17 protein-coding genes and 2 pseudogenes are annotated in these 17,291 nt (G+C 33.7%); 9 read left to right on the top strand and 10 right to left on the bottom strand.

Going from position 1 to position 17,291, the window contains the following annotated elements:
• Window positions 1-76 precede the first annotated feature (76 nt).
• The 8 genes from ACNC7R_RS14590 (at window position 77) to ACNC7R_RS14555 (ending at window position 9,047) form a co-directional block, all read left to right on the top strand.
• On the top strand, window positions 77-2,473 hold the full coding sequence (locus ACNC7R_RS14590; RefSeq protein WP_417941796.1) for a heavy metal translocating P-type ATPase: 2,397 nt from the start codon (window positions 77-79) through the stop codon (window positions 2,471-2,473).
• A 95-nt stretch (window positions 2,474-2,568) separates the two neighbouring features.
• The gene (ccoS, locus tag ACNC7R_RS14585) at window positions 2,569-2,760 is read left to right on the top strand and encodes a cbb3-type cytochrome oxidase assembly protein CcoS (protein ID WP_417941795.1); all 192 of its coding nucleotides are present in this window, start codon (window positions 2,569-2,571) and stop codon (window positions 2,758-2,760) included.
• A gap of 2 nt (window positions 2,761-2,762) precedes the next feature.
• Complete coding sequence (gene ccoN / locus ACNC7R_RS14580) at window positions 2,763-4,949, top strand: cytochrome-c oxidase, cbb3-type subunit I (protein WP_417941794.1); 2,187 nt, start codon at window positions 2,763-2,765, stop codon at window positions 4,947-4,949.
• Window positions 4,950-4,956: 7 nt separating this feature from the next.
• Window positions 4,957-5,151: a CcoQ/FixQ family Cbb3-type cytochrome c oxidase assembly chaperone gene (locus tag ACNC7R_RS14575; RefSeq protein ID WP_278009334.1), complete on the top strand. Its 195-nt coding sequence runs from the start codon at window positions 4,957-4,959 to the stop codon at window positions 5,149-5,151.
• 1 nt (window position 5,152) lies between these two features.
• The gene (locus tag ACNC7R_RS14570; RefSeq protein WP_417941793.1) at window positions 5,153-6,064 is read left to right on the top strand and encodes a cbb3-type cytochrome c oxidase N-terminal domain-containing protein; all 912 of its coding nucleotides are present in this window, start codon (window positions 5,153-5,155) and stop codon (window positions 6,062-6,064) included.
• 36 nt (window positions 6,065-6,100) lie between these two features.
• Window positions 6,101-7,519, top strand: coding sequence for a cytochrome c oxidase accessory protein CcoG (gene ccoG, locus ACNC7R_RS14565; RefSeq protein ID WP_417941792.1), 1,419 nt, complete (start codon window positions 6,101-6,103; stop codon window positions 7,517-7,519).
• Window positions 7,520-7,748: 229 nt separating this feature from the next.
• Complete coding sequence (locus ACNC7R_RS14560; protein ID WP_417941791.1) at window positions 7,749-8,198, top strand: FixH family protein; 450 nt, start codon at window positions 7,749-7,751, stop codon at window positions 8,196-8,198.
• A gap of 147 nt (window positions 8,199-8,345) precedes the next feature.
• Window positions 8,346-9,047: a sulfite exporter TauE/SafE family protein gene (locus ACNC7R_RS14555; RefSeq protein WP_417941790.1), complete on the top strand. Its 702-nt coding sequence runs from the start codon at window positions 8,346-8,348 to the stop codon at window positions 9,045-9,047.
• A 90-nt stretch (window positions 9,048-9,137) separates the two neighbouring features.
• Here the strand turns inward: ACNC7R_RS14555 and ACNC7R_RS14550 are convergent, their stop codons facing one another.
• From ACNC7R_RS14550 to ACNC7R_RS14525, 6 genes and pseudogenes are all read right to left on the bottom strand, one after another.
• Window positions 9,138-9,731, bottom strand: a complete 594-nt coding sequence (locus tag ACNC7R_RS14550) for a leucine-rich repeat domain-containing protein (protein WP_417941789.1) — start codon at window positions 9,729-9,731, stop codon at window positions 9,138-9,140.
• Between the two features lie 149 nt (window positions 9,732-9,880).
• Entirely contained in the window at window positions 9,881-10,372 is a 492-nt protein-coding gene (locus ACNC7R_RS14545) for a hypothetical protein (RefSeq protein ID WP_417941788.1), read from the bottom strand.
• Between the two features lie 9 nt (window positions 10,373-10,381).
• The gene (locus ACNC7R_RS14540; protein ID WP_417941787.1) at window positions 10,382-11,557 is read right to left on the bottom strand and encodes an ImmA/IrrE family metallo-endopeptidase; all 1,176 of its coding nucleotides are present in this window, start codon (window positions 11,555-11,557) and stop codon (window positions 10,382-10,384) included.
• Window positions 11,558-11,697: 140 nt separating this feature from the next.
• A pseudogene (locus ACNC7R_RS14535) lies at window positions 11,698-12,162 on the bottom strand (coproporphyrinogen III oxidase); the annotation flags it as partial.
• Between the two features lie 299 nt (window positions 12,163-12,461).
• Window positions 12,462-12,692 carry a type II toxin-antitoxin system RelE/ParE family toxin gene (locus ACNC7R_RS14530; protein WP_417941786.1) on the bottom strand — a complete coding sequence of 77 codons (231 nt, stop codon included), beginning with the start codon at window positions 12,690-12,692 and terminating at the stop codon, window positions 12,462-12,464.
• A complete protein-coding gene (locus ACNC7R_RS14525; protein ID WP_417941785.1) occupies window positions 12,689-12,931 on the bottom strand; it encodes a type II toxin-antitoxin system ParD family antitoxin in 243 nt (80 codons plus the stop codon). The genes ACNC7R_RS14530 and ACNC7R_RS14525 overlap by 4 nt, the downstream gene beginning before the upstream one ends.
• 204 nt (window positions 12,932-13,135) lie before the next feature.
• On the opposite strand from ACNC7R_RS14525, the gene ACNC7R_RS14520 reads away from it, so the two are divergent.
• Entirely contained in the window at window positions 13,136-13,258 is a 123-nt protein-coding gene (locus tag ACNC7R_RS14520; protein ID WP_417941784.1) for a hypothetical protein, read from the top strand.
• 317 nt (window positions 13,259-13,575) lie between these two features.
• Here ACNC7R_RS14520 and ACNC7R_RS14515 read toward each other — a convergent pair whose 3' ends face one another.
• The 4 genes and pseudogenes from ACNC7R_RS14515 to ACNC7R_RS14500 all read right to left on the bottom strand — a co-directional run.
• Window positions 13,576-15,225, bottom strand: coding sequence for an HsdM family class I SAM-dependent methyltransferase (locus ACNC7R_RS14515; RefSeq protein WP_417941783.1), 1,650 nt, complete (start codon window positions 15,223-15,225; stop codon window positions 13,576-13,578).
• Between the two features lies 1 nt (window position 15,226).
• On the bottom strand, window positions 15,227-16,321 hold the full coding sequence (locus tag ACNC7R_RS14510; RefSeq protein WP_417941781.1) for an AccI family restriction endonuclease: 1,095 nt from the start codon (window positions 16,319-16,321) through the stop codon (window positions 15,227-15,229).
• Window positions 16,308-16,610, bottom strand: a complete 303-nt coding sequence (locus ACNC7R_RS14505) for a helix-turn-helix domain-containing protein (RefSeq protein ID WP_417941780.1) — start codon at window positions 16,608-16,610, stop codon at window positions 16,308-16,310. Before ACNC7R_RS14505 ends, ACNC7R_RS14510 begins: the two co-directional genes overlap by 14 nt.
• Before the next feature lie 271 nt (window positions 16,611-16,881).
• A pseudogene (locus ACNC7R_RS14500) lies at window positions 16,882-17,109 on the bottom strand (tyrosine-type recombinase/integrase); the annotation flags it as partial.
• Window positions 17,110-17,291: the final 182 nt, after the last annotated feature.

The following is a 17,291-nucleotide window of genomic DNA, read 5'->3' as shown; positions in this document are numbered from 1 at the left end:
CATTTTAACATGATAAATGTCATATTTATAGAGGCTTATTATTTTGAATATTTGTTGCAATAAAAAGAAATAAATTATGAGCGGGCAGAGTTGTTTTCATTGCGGACTTACAATTCCTAAAAATGAGGTGATCAATTTTGATGAAAAAAAATTTTGTTGTACAGGCTGTAAAACAGTCTACGAAATTTTTAGTCTTAATGGTTTAACCTGCTATTATGATTTTGAGAAATCACCTGGTGCTACTCCTCAGGACATTAAGGGGAAATATGACTTTTTAGATAATGAAGTCATTATCTCTAAAGTTTTGGAATTTCAGGAAGGTTACACTTCAATTGTATCTTTGAATATTCCGCATATTCATTGCAGTTCATGTATATGGATTCTTGAAAATCTTAATCGTTTGCAGCCCGGAATCAGTATTTCACAGGTTAATTTTCCTGAGAAAAAGGTCAGAATCACGTTTAACTCTGAAACAGTTTCTTTAAAATCAATTGTGTATTTATTAAGTTCAATTGGTTACGAGCCTTACATTAGTTTAGAAAATTACGAAACCGGAAAAACAAAAGTAGACAGAAGCCTGACTTATAAATTGGGTGTTGCTTTTTTCTGTTTTGGGAATATAATGTTATTGTCATTCCCTGAATATTTTGAGATGAAGGAGTTTTGGCTGGATAGCTATAAACCCTTCTTCAGACTTTTGATTTTTCTTTTGGCATTGCCAAGTTTCCTCTATTCTGCGAGCGGTTACTACATTTCGGCGTATCACAGTATTAAAACGAAGATGTTAAATATTGATATTCCGATTGCATTGGGAATTATAGTAATGTTTATTCGCAGCTCTTACGATATGTTAATGGATCATGGCCCGGGATTTTTTGATAGTCTGGCAAGTCTGGTTTTCTTTATGCTGCTTGGTAAAATGTTTCAGACTAAAACCTATAGCTTTCTGAGTTTTGAAAGAGATTTTAAATCGTATTTTCCAATCGCAGTTACCCGAATCAATCCCAATACATCTGAAGAAAGTGTTCCGATTTATGATGTTTTAAAAGGAGACAGGTTGTTGATCAGAAATCAGGAATTAATTCCGGTTGATGGAATTCTGATTAGCGAAAAAACAGAAATAGATTACAGTTTCGTTACCGGAGAAGCAGTTCCGATAACTAAAAAATCAGGCGACAAAGTTTTTGCCGGTGGAAAACAAATTGGAAAAGTAATTGAAATGGAAGTCCTGCATTCGGTTTCACAAAGTTATCTGACGCAGCTTTGGAGCAATGAAATTTTTCAGAAAAAAGTAGATCAAAAGCATAAAACCATAACAGATGCAATAAGCCGGTATTTTACCCCAATCTTACTGCTTATTGCATTTGCTGGTTTTGGATACTGGATATTTTTTGATACAAATACCGCTTTTAATGTTTTTACAGCAGTTTTAATTGTAGCCTGTCCTTGTGCACTGGCACTTACAGCTCCGTTTACTTTTGGGAATATCCTCAGAATTATGGGAAAACAAAAAATGTATCTTAAAAATGCTTTGGTCATTGAACAGCTGGCAAAAGTTGATACCATTGTTTTTGATAAGACGGGAACCATTACGACCAATAAAAAATCAAATATAAGGTATGAAGGAAATACGCTTTCTGATGAAGATTATGTGTTGATTAAAAATGTACTTCGGGCTTCCAATCATCCTTTGAGCAGAATGTTGTATGATTTTCTGCCACAAGTAAAAAGAATTAAAATGGATGCATTTGAGGAAATTACCGGAAAAGGTATTTTGGCTTCTTTTGACAATAAAACAATCAAAATTGGTTCGGCTTCTTTTGTTGAAAGGACTAATGATACTGATGAAATTGAAAAAACAGCCCTTCATATTAACATTGACGGGATATATTATGGACGATTTAATTTCCAGAATCAGTATAGAGATGGTCTCGGAACGTTATTTAATACTCTGAATAAGAATTACGAAATAAAAGTTCTTTCCGGTGATAATGATGGTGAAAGAGCCAATCTGGAAGATATTCTGCCAAAAGGTACCGAACTTATCTTTAATCAGAAACCGGAACAGAAGCTGGAATTCATTCGTGAATTGCAGGAAAAAGGACAAAATGTAATGATGGTAGGAGATGGACTGAATGATGCTGGTGCTTTGGCTCAGAGTAACGTCGGGATTTCTATTTCAGAGAATGTCAATGTGTTTTCTCCGGCTTGTGATGCAATTCTGGATGCAGGTGAATTTTCACGACTGAATTACTTCTTAAAGTTATCTCATAAATCGATTATGATTATCAAGATGAGTTTTGGTTTATCGCTTATTTATAATGTAGTCGGGCTTTTATTTGCTGTTACAGGCAATCTGCTTCCGCTGGTTGCGGCTATCATCATGCCGTTAAGTACAATTACCATTGTGAGTTTTGTGACTTTGATGTCTAATTATTTTAGCTCCAATGATTTAAGTGAATATAAAGAATGAACTTCATCTCAAATTTAACATACGTTTTTGACTATGATAAATATCATATTTTAATAGGCTTTAACGAAGTAATTTTGATCAAATAAATTTAAGATATGAGTGTTATTTATCTATTAATTTCAGTAAGTATTTTTGTCGCAATATGTTTTTTTATTGCCTTTATAGCTGCTGTCAAATCCGGACAGTATGACGATGATTATACACCCTCGGTCAGAATCCTCTTCGATGATGAAACCAAAATTAGCTCTCAAAATAATAATTTACCAACAGAAGAAAAACAAGTTTAATTATGGAAATGGAACAATTTTACTACGACAACAAAATCGTAAAAAAATTCATTTATGCTACCATTCTTTTTGGGGTGGTAGGGATGTTAGTAGGGCTGACCCTCGCGGTCATGTACCTTTTTCCCAACATGACCGATGGGATTTCGTGGCTTAGCTACGGTCGTTTAAGACCTTTACATACCAATGCGGTAATTTTTGCCTTTGTAGGGAATGCTTTTTTTGCAGGTATGTATTATTCGCTGCAAAGATTACTGAAAGCCAGAATGTTCAGTGACTTTTTAAGCAATCTGCATTTCTGGGGATGGCAGCTTATTATTGTTGCTGCAGCCATCACATTACCATTGGGATATACTTCATCTAAAGAATATGCCGAACTCGAATGGCCTATTGATATTGCAATTGCATTAATCTGGGTGGTAATGGGAATCAATATGATAGGAACAATGATTCGTCGTAGAGAGCGCCATTTGTATGTAGCTATCTGGTTTTACATTGCGACATTCGTTACAGTAGCCGTTTTACATATTTTCAATAATATAGAAATTCCGGTTTCAGGATTAAAAAGTTATTCTGTTTACGCTGGTGTTCAGGATGCCTTGGTGCAATGGTGGTACGGACATAATGCAGTGGCGTTTTTCTTAACCACTCCATTCTTAGGATTGATGTATTATTTTATTCCTAAAGTAGCCAATAGACCGGTTTATTCTTATCGATTGTCGATCATTCACTTTTGGTCATTGATTTTCATCTATATCTGGGCAGGACCACACCATTTATTATATTCTGCTTTGCCAAACTGGGCACAGAATTTAGGGGTTGCATTTTCTGTAATGTTAATTGCTCCGTCATGGGGAGGTATGATTAACGGATTATTGACTTTAAGAGGTGCCTGGGATAAAGTTCGTGTAGAGCCGGTATTGAAATTCTTTGTAGTCGCAATTACAGGTTACGGAATGGCCACTTTTGAAGGGCCAATGCTTTCTTTTAAAAATGTAAACGCTATTGCGCATTATACAGACTGGATCGTAGCACACGTACACGTAGGGGCTTTAGCCTGGAACGGATTTATGTCTTTCGGTATTATTTACTGGCTGATTCCGCGAATGACCAAAAGTCAATTGTTCTCTACGAAATTAGCGAATTTCCATTTCTGGATTGGAACTTTGGGGATTGTCTTGTATGCTTTACCAATGTATGTTGCAGGTTTCCAGCAGGCATCGATGTGGAAACAGTTTAACCCTGATGGTACTTTGACTTATGGAAACTTCCTTGAAACTGTTACAGCCATTATGCCATTGTATTGGATGAGAGCTATCGGTGGTAGTTTATATCTAATTGGAATGCTGACGCTGGTTTACAATATCATCATGACTGTCAGAGCTGGACAGCCTGTAGAAGACGAATTAGCTCAGGCTCCTGCATTACAAACCATTAAAAGCGGCAGAATTAGTGGAGAAAAATTCCACTCATGGTTAGAAAGAAAACCAATTCAGTTAACAATTTTGGCAACTATTGCCATTTTAATTGGAGGTATTATTCAGATTGTACCAACAATTATGGTAAAATCGAATATTCCAACGATTTCAAGTGTAAAACCATACACACCATTAGAGTTGGAAGGACGTGATTTATATATTCGCGAAGGGTGTGTAGGCTGTCATTCACAATCAGTTCGTCCGTTTAGAAGCGAGGTGGAACGTTACGGCCCTCAGGCCAAAGCAGGAGAGTTCGTGTACGATCATCCATTCTTATGGGGTTCAAAACGTACAGGTCCTGATTTGCAGCGAGTAGGAGGTAAGTATAACGATAACTGGCACTTCAATCATATGTGGAATCCGCAAAGTACATCTGCCGGATCTATCATGCCAGGTTATAAATGGCTGTTTGATAACAAACCATTGGATATTTCATTACTTGAAAAGAAAATGAAGGCAATGAAGTCATTAGGTGTGCCTTATTCAGATGCAGAAGTTGCCAATGCTCAGAAAACGTTGAGAACTCAGGCGCTTGCCATTGAAAAAAGCTTAGAAAATGACCCTGACTATGTAAAAAGTTATGAGGATAGCAAGAAAAAAGCTGCTGCAAAAGGCGAAAAATTTGTTCCTATGAACGAAAGAGAAATTGTAGCCCTGATTGCTTACATACAAAGGCTTGGGACTGATATCAAAGTAAAAGAAACTTCAAAATAACAGCATTATGTTTGAACAGATAAAACACAATATGGAAACAATATCGGGTATAGAAATTTACCCGATTCTTTCCCTTCTGATTTTCTTCTTCTTTTTTGTGGGATTAGGTTTCTGGGTGTTTTCATACACAAAAGATAAAATCAGAGAGATGAGTCAAATTCCTCTGGAAGAGGGAAGTATTATAATTTCAAAAGATAAATAAAATGAAAAAGTTTTTTCCAGTATATGTTAGATTGCCATTGGTTTTCTTTATCGTATTTGCTTTGATGGAATATTTTATAGACTCAGGCGACAGACCTGCCTTTATCAAATATCCAATGGTTTCGGTCTTTTTATTTGTCTTTTTGTTTATTCTGATTGCGATCGAAATTACACTTAATGCTGTAAATCGTGTCATGTATCAATTATTGTCTCCGGAAGAAAAAGAAAAACTGGCCTACGAAGAAAGTCTGAGTTTCAAGGAAAGTGCCTGGTTTAAGAATCTGATGAACAAGCTCACGAAAACGGAGCCAATTGAAAAAGAAGGCGACTTGTTGATGGATCATGATTATGACGGAATCAAAGAACTGGATAATAATTTACCGCCATGGTGGGTGTATTTATTCTACATCTGTATTGTTTTTGGAGTGGTTTATGTCTTTTACTTTGATGTTTACGGAGGAGACAATCAGGAAATGGAATTGAAGAAAGAAATGGCTCAGGCAAAAATTGAGGTAGAAGAATATCTTAAAACGGCTCCGGATCTCATGGACGAAAAAACAGTAGTTCTGCTTACAGATGAAGCAAGTTTAGCTGCCGGAAAAGAAATTTTTACCACTAATTGCGCTGCCTGTCACAGAGCAGATGCCGGAGGACAAATTGGTCCGAATTTAACAGATGATCATTGGATTCTGGGAGGCGGAATCAAAAATGTTTTCCATACCATTACCAATGGAGGACGTGACGGAAAAGGAATGGTTTCCTGGAAAACGAACGGTATGAAACCAAAAGAAATTCAAAAAGTAGCGAGTTACATTTTGTCTTTACAGGGAAGTAATCCAAAAGACGCTAAGGCAGCTGAAGGTGAGGTTTGGGTAGATGAAAGTGCTCCAAAAAAAGATGCCGCAGCAAAATAAACAATAGATAATACAGTAGTTTTAAAAATAAATACCATGTCAAATTTACCAGACGAAGCTTTTAGAGATACCATCGGAACCATTGATGAAGGCGGAAAACGAAAGTTTATTTATCCTAAAAAACCGTCTGGTAAGTTTTACGAATATCGCAAAATAGTCAGTTATGTTTTATTGGCGATTCTGATTGCAAATCCGTTTATAAAAGTTAACGGAAACCAGTTCATGATGTTCAATGTTCTTGAGCGCCGTTTCAATATTTTCGGATTCCCATTCTGGCCGCAGGATTTTTATCTTTTTGTGATTTCGATGCTCGTTGGGGTAGTGTTTGTCATTCTGTTCACAGTTGTTTTCGGAAGGATATTTTGCGGATGGATTTGTCCTCAGACCATCTTTCTCGAATTGGTTTTCCGCCGAATCGAATATTGGATTGACGGTGACCGCGGCGCACAATTGCGTTTGGCAAAGCAGCAATGGAATGCAGAGAAAATCCGAAAAAGGCTTACCAAATGGTTGCTCTTCTTCCTGATTTCTTTCGGGATTGCAAATGTTTTTCTGGCGTATTTAGTGGGTAGCGATACGTTGTTTCTAATGATGGAGCAGGGACCGATTGAACAAGCGGGCAATTTTACGGCACTGCTGATTTTTACCGGTGTTTTCTATTTTGTTTTTGTATGGTTTCGAGAGCAGGTTTGTATTATTGCCTGTCCGTATGGCAGATTACAAGGGGTACTTTTAGACAATAAATCCATAAATGTAGCTTATGATTTTGTCCGTGGCGAAAAGGAACTGGGGCGTGCCAAATTCAATAAAAAAGAAAACCGGGCATTAACCGGAAAAGGAGATTGTATCGATTGCCACCAATGTGTACACGTTTGCCCAATGGGAATCGACATTCGAAACGGAACTCAACTGGAATGTACTAATTGTACTGCCTGTATTGATGAATGCGATTCAATAATGGATTCGGTTGGTCTGCCAAAAGGGTTGATTCGTTATGCGTCTGAAGATGAAATAGAGAAAAATGAACCTTTTAAATTCACAACCCGAATGAAAGGATACACGGCAGTCTTATTCATTCTATTAAGTGTTTTTGTTGGAATGTTGTTTTTAAGAACCGATGTCGAAGCTATTATTTTGCGTTTGCCAGGTCAGCTTTTTCAGCACAAAGGCGATAAAATCAGCAATGTTTATACCTATAAAATTGTAAACAAGACCATGGAAGATTACAACGATATCCATTTTGAGTTAATCGATCAGAAAGGCGAAATCAGCAAGGTGGGTGAACAGCATTTTAAAGTAGCAAAAGAAGGAATCTCACAGGGAACCTTATTCATAGAAATCAATGAGGTGCTGCTGGAAAGCGACAAAACCAAAGTTAAAATTGGTGTTTACAACGGTAAGGAATTGCTGGAAACCACCACTACAAATTTCTTAGGACCGAGAAGTTTTAATTAAACAACAAACTTTTTTAGGTATAATTTTAAATATAAACTTTTGGGTGTAATTATTAAACGTCAGTTCGAGTGTTTTTTGTGTAGAGAAACGGAACAAAAAATGTATCGAGAACCATCTTTAATGATGATTTTTCTGTTCTCGATACAATCCCGATGAAAAATCGGGATTACTTGAACTGACGAAAAATTATCATCAAAACCAATTACTCCCATTTTAAAATAACAATAGTATGAAAATCAATTGGGGAACAGGAATTGTCATAGCATTCGGATTGTTTATGACCTTTATTTTATATTTTGTTTTTGAAGTGCAGTCCAACAGTAAATACGACAACGATTTGGTTGTTGAAGAATATTACAAGCACGATTCGCATTTTCAGGAGGAAATGGCACGCATTCAGAATGCACATGATTTGCAGTACAAGCCTTCGATTAAGTATGTGGAAGACGGAGTTAAAATTACTTTTCCGGAAACTTTCGAAAGCCATAAACTAAAAGGAAATGTGTTGCTGTATCGTCCTTCAAACAAAAAGTTTGATTTCAATACTCAGATTGCACTAACCAATTCATCTTTGCTTATTCCGCAAAAAAAATTGGTAAAAGGACGCTGGGATGTCAATATGGAATGGCAGTACGAAGGGAAAAAATATTTGACCAAAGAAGTTATCTACGTAAATTAAAAAACGTGAGCAGGTAAAAATTGAAGTTATTTTTAGTTTTTGAATCCGCAAAATCTGCGTGCCAAAATTTTCACGCAGATTTTGCAGATTCAGCAGACTTTAAAAATCATTTTAATTGTTAAATCTGTGGAAAAAAAATAAAAAGTAATGTTGTATTCCGCTTTCATATTAGGACTTATCAGCAGTTTGCATTGCGTTGGGATGTGTGGTCCCATTGCGATGATGCTTCCGGTTGATCATCAAAATGGAGCTAAAAAAGTAGTGCAGATTATCACCTATCATTTGGGAAGATTAACAGCCTACGCCACAATCGGACTGATTTTTGGATTATTGGGAAGAGGTTTTTTCCTGGCCGGATTACAACAGAAAATGTCTATTTTTATTGGTTTGGCGATGATTGCTGCCGTTTTGATTCCGGAAAGCATCTTTTCAAAATACAATTTCTCTAAACCGGTTTATAAAGTGATTTCAAACCTAAAATCAAGTTTAGGAAGTCAGTTTAAAAACAAAAGCTATAAATCTCTTTTTACAATAGGCTTATTAAACGGCTTTCTACCATGTGGAATGGTGTATGTAGCTTTATTTGGAGCCATAGCGATGCAAAGTGCCGGTTTAGGCGTTTTATACATGCTCCTGTTCGGATTAGGAACTATACCTTTAATGACGATTGCAGTTTACATGCATTCTTTACTGAAACTGCCATTTCGTAATAAAATTCAAAAAGCAATTCCTTATGTTGCAGTAATAATTGGGGTTTTGTTTATCCTGAGAGGTTTAGGATTAGGAATTCCGTATGTTTCTCCATCTAATATGAGTTTGTTTGTACAGGGGAGTCCAGATTGTCATTGAAACAAAGAGAAATACTTTCTTTTGAATTAAAATGAAGGTAGGTAAATGAACGAAAAAGCTATCCAAAAACCAGCGATTAGTAATCTGTTTTTATGGAAGTATCCTCGTTTTTTTCATTTTATTTTTTAAATTTATTAGGTCTTCTCTTTTATAAATACCTGTTCCGCTAAAATTTATTTCTTTCAGATTACTGGGGAACAAATTCCAATCTAGATCCGTAAGTTTTGTATCTGAAAGCCCCAAAATCTTTAAATTTTGCAATTGAAAAAGTGTTGAGGGTAATTTATTTAGTGAACAATTTTCAATACGGAGTGTTTTTAATTTAGTTAATTGAAATATTGAATCAGGAATTGAATCTAAAACAGTTCCTCTAAGCATTAAAAATTCTAATGATTTTATATTTGTTATCCACTCGGGAAATACTTGGATTGGGCAATTTAATACTGATATTTTTTTAAGCTTTTTTAAGTTTGCGATTTCATTAGGAAGTTCAAAATCATTCAAATAATAAATGCTTGGATTAGCTTGAATTTCTAAAACTTTGAGATTTACAAATTTTGAGAAGATTTCTCCTTGATATTTCAAATTTTGATCATAAGAAAGAAGTTGTAGTTCTATACAACTTTCGGGATTTTTCGAAGCCTCTATTAATGATGAGAATTTGGATTTCTTGAATAAAATCATTTTCTATTAGATATATTGTTTTCGGGATGTAACAGGTTTAGGGCTAAATTAAAGCTCATTTTTTGGATTTGTCAAATCATAAATACGAATAAAATATCATCTTTTATTAAGTCAATAGCATAATCCATTATACTATCTGTTGCTTTTATTTAGTCTTGATGGCCATATCCTAGTTCTTCATTTTTGTCCCAAAATGCAATAAAAAGTTCAGCAGCGGTTCCTTTTCTGCTTGTCCAATCAGCCACTATTTTGATTGCTTCTTCTAAATCTTCTACATAAGCCATTCTTCCATCACTTCCTCTAATTCCTTTTTCGTCCTTTTTTGCACCTCTGTTTATAAGGATATTTTTTTCGTCATAAACTATTCTTCTTACATCTTCAAATTCTTTACCCTTTGGCAAAGAGTCTTTTAAGAGTTTTGTGAGTCCATGATAATATAGTTGGAATTTTTGTACAGGATCGTCAATTCTTTGACCAAGAAGCAGTTCAGCTTGGTTTTCAATTACAATTTCAGAATCAAGATTTATGATAAGCTGTTCACCTTTAATTTCTTCTGACTTCTGTAATATTTCTAATCTTTCCAAATCTTCTTTGGAAAGTATTCTTTCAATCTTGTTGTTGTCAATATTTTTATCGCTCATTTCGATAATTTATACAGTTAATAATTCTTTTATTTTTAAGGCGTTTTCCTTTATTGACTCTATATCCCAATTTGAAGCATTTAGTTTTTTTGTGATACCTTTTATGTTAGGAAAATGTTCTTTAAAAGCTCCCCAATAATCATTTCCTTTCTCAGATTGTCGCCATTGATACTGAGAATATATTATACATGGATGAATTTGACATTCCTTTGCAAATTTTTCTACCATAAACTTGTTATGAATCATTTTTTCAATATACCTCATTCTCTCTGATGAAAATAAGTATTCTGAAGCAAATTCATTTGCTTTGTCTTCTTGAATTAAAAATAAGTCCGGTTCTCCAGATAAATGATAGTTTGTTTTTTGAATTGTTTCTAAGTCAAATAAAACGTGATGTAATTCGTGAATGAGAGCAAACCAAATTGTTGCGTAATTTTTATTGAAATCTGTTATTACAATACAAGGTTTGTTTTTTATTAAGAATGTCGCACCACGAATTTGAGTTTTTGGTAATGAAGGTTGGAAAACTATGGTAACTCCAATATTGTATAAAGCTTGAAAAACAGTTAATAAACCTGTTTCAATATTTTGTGTATAAGGTTTTACTTTTGGAATTAAATCAATGAGGCTCTGTCTGTTGTATTCATTAGGATTGTCGATTAATTCAAAATATTTATAGCTTGATTTAATCCAAAAATCTTTCATTTTATCGCTGAATGATTTTTTTGTTCTACTGTAAAATGCTTCATTTAATTCTCTATCGTATTCATAAATGCTATTGATGTCGAAGAATTTGCAAATTCTTTCTTTTAATATTTCTAATGAATCATTTTTACCGATAAAACCTAAACTTGTTAAAGTTTTAAGGTCAAAAAATTTATTTATAAAGGTAATGTCCATTGAGGATTGAAGTTCTTTTATTTCCTCAACAGGTCTATCTTTAAAATAAACAATTAAAGCTTGATTAAAATCTATTTCTAAAAATTCAGCAAGTTTTAATAGTTTGATAATATCGGTTTGTTTCGAAGTTTTATCAAGAATAGCATCTAGACTTCTTCTTTCCATTCCAGATAGTTTTTCATATTGAGTTTTAGTCAAACCAGAATCCTCAAGTTTCTCTTTTAGTAAATCTTCTAAAGATGGACCATTATATTGAAAGCTTTTATTTAAAATATCGTCTATCATGTATTTGTCGAGGTAAATGTACCGCAAATATAGTTAAATGTTTTAAATAAAATAAAAAATAGAGGTAAATTTACCTTTTTTTTGATTTGATGTTTATTAAATATCTAATTATAATAATATAAAATAATCTTGTTCACTGTTTAAACCGTCATCGAAAACAAATTGGTTTCCGGTGATTTTCTTTTTAAATGTAAATCGAATGCCATACTGATATTGCGTACAAATGGTCTTCCGGCTTCAGTAATGCTAATTTTGTGATCTTCAATTACAATCAATTCATCGTTTTCTATTTCTTTTAAATCCAGTAAAACAGCAGGAAGTTCTTTAAAATATAAGCTTTCATCACTCCAGGAGGTTTCCAGTTCGCAAGTCAAATTCAAGATATGTTTTCTGATAATTAAATCTTCATCTGTTAAAACATGCCCTTTGATAACAGGAAGCTGATCCCATTCCAATAATTGATAATAATCTTCAAGACTTTTGGTGTTTTGGGCAAAACTATACCAGCTGTCACTAATAGAAGAAGCACCTAAACCAATCATAAGTTGCGTTTTCGAAGAACTGTAACCCATGAAATTTCTATGCAGCTCCTTGTTTTGTGTGGCTCAATCTGGCTCGTTTACAACGATTACCTGTTTAGTTATAGAAACTAAATAAAGCGTTTGTAACGCGGCTGTTTACATGAATTCCCTACAAATTTATAATGAACTTTTGTTTTAATAACCGCATTACAAATGCTACAATTTATTTTTTAATTTATGTAGGAACTCGTTGCAAACGAGCACTAGAGCGGAGTCCGGATTGTCATTAGATGAGATGTTATTAGGAGGAATTATGGGGCGTTCTATTTCAAGTGTTTTGGGAAGTCCATCATCTTGTGGAGTATTCTAATTATATCGATTTTCTAATCTCCATATTTGAAAAATATATAATGAGAGAATGTACGAAAATAATAAAACTCTGAATTTGCCATTTCCAATTTCTTTGCCTTACTAGGATTCTCGCTAAAAAGTGCAATTTCTTCAATTATGGATTCGAAATATTTAGTGGCTTGAACTTCTGACCATTCTTGAAATGTATAAAGCCAAATATCATTTAAATCTCGATAAGCAGCTTCGGTTATTCTATATTTCATAAATATTTTTTCTTGATTTCTTCGAGATGTTTTTTCGGATCGTAATTTTCGATAAATCCGCTTTTTTCTCCAATTTCAAGTTCATTTTGCAACCACTTAGTTTTGTTTTCTTCAACTTCTAATAATCTAAGTGCTGATCTAACTACATCACTTGCTGAACTGTAGCGTCCAGATGAAACCTCATTATTTATGAAATTATTAAAATGGTCTCCTAGTAATATTGATGTGTTTTTTGCCATGACAAATATTTTTATTCAAATATACCAAACTATGGTATAAAATGAGATGTTTTGAGGATTTTTAACAGAATGGCTCATAACGTTCTGGCATTAAAGAGGGTTTGAGACATTTTTCGGATTTGCCAAATCATTGAATCTGGTGCTCGCTTCAACGAATGCTTGGTTGCTTATAAATAAGCTTTTGTTTTAATAACCGTATTACAAATGCTACAATTTTATCTTTTAATTTATGTAGGAGCTTTTGCAAGCAAAACTCCAAGTAAAGGTCTTGGAAAAAGCAGAAAAGAAGCCTTTTTTGCCCAAATGTCCCTGCTGCAAAACAGGTAATTTACACCCAATAGCAGTTTTTGACCAGCGTGGTCCACCTGCTTGGTATCTTGGCGGTAGCCAAAACCCAATTCCCCGTGAAAGTTAATTTTACGGGTAAAGGAATTTATGCACTAAGGTGAAGGAAAACACGACAAAACCATCTTTGAAACCACTTCAAAAAAAAAGAGGACACTAAATCCTCTTGAAATTCTTCTGACTCCTTTATCGAAAACCCCATAGTAGCGGAATCTCAGCGGTTTCGTTCAACACGGGCTTCATTGTTCGTGCTTCGCACGCAACGAATCCCTTGCTGTTACCTGCTGGCTTTTCTTTTATTATTCGTTGGTGCTGGTAAAGGCATACTCTTTTGCAATTTTTGGTTTAGCGTTGGCTTGTGCGAATTGCAAATGTGTATGACTTTTAGCGTTGGAATATTCAGTTCGTAATATCATATCAATTTCGGCTATGTATTTTTCATTTTCTGTTTGTCTGTAGTTGGAATACAATTCTAAAATTTCCTCAACTTTCGATTGAGATAAGATTGATAAGTCAAGCATTTTAGATTTGTTCAAGTCATTTGGTTCAAACTTCTTTAACCCATTTCCATATTCTCTTCTGTTATCACTAAATATGTCTTTAGAAACATCGGTTAATAGATAAGCAAACAAAAGGTCAATGCTTACCTTAGAGAACAAGTCCGAATTTGTTGGATAAACACAATGAAAAGTAGTAAGATTAGAAATGTTTGCTTCATTTCTGATAAACTTGACACCATTTCTATTAAATACAGAAACCCAAATAGGGGCAGGAGGACGTTTTTCTAAAGCATACCAAGGCTTTCTACTTTTGGTCAAAAACTTTTCGTTTATTTCTTCTTGCTCTCCTTTTTTGATATAGTTTTCAACTTCTTCACTTTTGGATTGTTGTCCATTAAAAAGGTAAGTTAGTTCGTCTTTTTTGATAAGATTTTTGAAATTTTCACTGGTAAAAAAATTAGTTTTTACGTCTTTAGCTTTACAAATACACGGCAATAGGTTTGATTCTGGAATATTGAACTCTTTTGCCTTTGAAGGTTTAAATGTGAAATATTCATTTGCACCTGTAGCAATGCCTCTAACTACTTTTGCGTATGTAGAAAACGGAACAAGGTTATTATAATTAATTGAGTTTTGTACTTGATAATATTTACGCCATTTTATAGTTGGGTCTAAATCTTCTGGAGCAAATGAAAACTCTCCTTTGCCTTTCGGATATGAATCAATATAACTTTTGATTAGCTGTAAATCTGATTTTGAATCAATAGTTGAAATATGTATTGCAGAATTATAATTATCATTGGCTAAAAGAAGAATAGATGCGGTTGTCATTGCATCATCAAAAACATTTTCTTTAAAGTCGATAACGAATAAATGTCTTAATGTTTTTGTTTTAACAAGGTATTCCTTTATTAATTTTCCGTAGTCAGAATTCAAAAACTCCGAAGGAATTATGTATGCAGCTCTACCTTCTTTATTCAACTGAAAAACCGACTTCAAAAGAAAAAGAGTGTAGAGATTGGTAAATCCGTTGAACTTGAATTTTAATTTACTTTCAACTTCTTGTAAAATTTGTTTATTGTCATAATCGTGAAACTTTAAATATGGCGGATTGCAGATAATACCGTCATATTTATTTTTCCAATCATTAAACATATAATCTTCAAGATTTAAAGAAACATTATTGAAAGACTCAAAGTGGGTTTTAGCTTCTTTTAAAATGGTTTCATCAATATCAAATCCTTTTATATTAAGGTTACTGTTTTTATTAAGAAGTGTCCTTGAAAAAATACCCAATCCAAAAGCTGGCTCAAGAATAGTTTTGCAGTTTTCATTTCCTAACAACCAATCCGACATTAAATCAGCAATCGGTTGGGGTGTGAAAAATTGAGCAAACTTTTTTCTGTGTTCCAGGTCTGTATTTTTCGAATATTTTTTTTCTAAATCCATTTTAAAAATCTGATATGTTTAATAATGCCTTTAAGCTATCAATGTCTAAATAAGCTGTTCCCTTTTCAAAACTTACATAGAATAGTAAACGACCTCTACCCATTTCTCTCCTAACGCTTTTATGTTCGGGTTCCAATATTTTGTACGCAACTTGATTTGTGTGTCGGGTGTTTATCTTAATAGTGGTTTTGTTTTGATTTTTAATGTCTTTACTTATTTCATAATGCTCTCCCTCTTTATCAGAATCGGTAATAAGTGTAAGAATGTTTTTAAAAGAGATTCCATACGACTTGTCAAAGAAAACTTGAAAATAATAATGAGGTACATTGAATGTTTCAGCCCATTTATAAACCACTTTAATATCCTCAACCTTTGGTGTTATACTTAAATAGTCTCTTTTTTGGCTGATGCTAATATTATCTTTTAAGTCTTTGAATAATTGAGTCAGTTCTTGTAGTCTTTCAGTTGAGTTCCAACTTGGTCTGCGAAAAGTAATTGCATTAATTGTTTCTTCGTTTATGCTTTTGAGTATGTCTAAATATGCTTTCTTTTTAGGATGCTCAAATACATCTGAAAACTCATTTATTATTTTGTCTTTTAATGATAGTGCAGTCTCCAAATGGAATTTTGTTCTTTCCTGCATTTCGCCCTCATACTTATCAATTAAAAAAGCACTTGAACGTATTTCCAATCCTGCAATTGCCTTTTTTACATAATCAGTAATTTGTGAGTGCTTAAGCTTGCTAATGTCGTGACCTAATTTTTCATCAAAATCAGATTTTCTAAAAACTAATAAATCCGGTCGTTTGCCTATTGTGTCTAATTCGTCTTGAAATTCGGTGTAGAATTCATCAAACCCAATTTCACCCGCTACTAAATCATCAGATTTCCCGTAACGAACAGCAACATAATTTTTTGATGTTTCATTGATTGCTCTGAAAATTAAATCTTCTGCCCAATCTCCTTGTTCCTTATTTGTTATAAAATTTGAAGATGCTTGAGTTGGAGGAGAAGTCCTATCTCTTGGTATTGAAAAATCAACAATTGTATCGGGAATTGTTTTTGTTATTTCCCTTAATTCATCAAAGTATGTCATATTGCTTTCTATATTTTATTTCTTGTTCGGCTACTTTTAAAGCATTTAATGCTTCCTGTTCATCTTTTATTATTTCATATAATTTTGTTCCAATCCATAATGCTTCTAATTCTGAAATGGGACAATTAAAAAGTTCACTAATTTTAATAAGATGCTCTCTTTTTAGGGTTTTTTGATTGTTTTCAACTTTGCTTAAAAATCCATCTCCAATCTCAAGTTTAGAAGCTAATTCCCGCTGAAACATCCCTGATTGCTCTCTTAATTCCCTAATTTTCTGCCCAAGTGTCATTGTACCTTTTTTAGACTTGACTTAATTTGGTCAAATGTAATAATAATATTCGGAGTATTGTTATAAGCGTGGGTAAAATTTTAGCTCTTTTGGTTTTAGCATTGGCTATGAGTGTCGGCAAAAACCAAATGTGCTAAAATGTGCGGCTGGATTTTCAGCTTGCAGGTAACTCGTTTATATGCGATACAAACATTCGCATATCTACCCAAATTTAGGTGTATATACGAAGGTTTGTTTCGTATTATTTTTTTTCAAATATATTTATTATTTCTTACAAATCATCAAAAGGACTTTTTATTTGCTGGATGCTTTTTGTACTTACATGTGTATAGATTTTGGTCGTTTTGCTACTATTGTGACCTAATAATTCCTGAATGTAACGTAAATCTTTTCCGGTTTCTAATAGATGCGTTGCATAGCTATGTCTTAACCAATGTAAGGTAACTGGCTTTGTTATTTCTGCTTTTTTTAATGCCTGATTTAAAACTTGTTGTAAACTCCTGTCATTATCAAGGTTTCAATCTGGTGTTCGCTTGCAACGAGTACCAGTTTACTCATTGAAACTAAATAAAGTGTTTGCAACACAGTTGTTTACATGAATTCAATGAACTCTTGTTTTAATGATCGGATTACAAATGCTACAATTTATCGTTTAATTTATGTAGGCACTCGTTACAAACG

The sequence above is a fragment of the Flavobacterium adiutor genome (assembly GCF_048282555.1).
Classification (GTDB): Bacteria; Bacteroidota; Bacteroidia; order Flavobacteriales; family Flavobacteriaceae; genus Flavobacterium.
The sequence above is the reverse complement of the archived record's forward strand: the minus strand, read 5'-3'. Positions and strand labels throughout refer to the sequence as shown.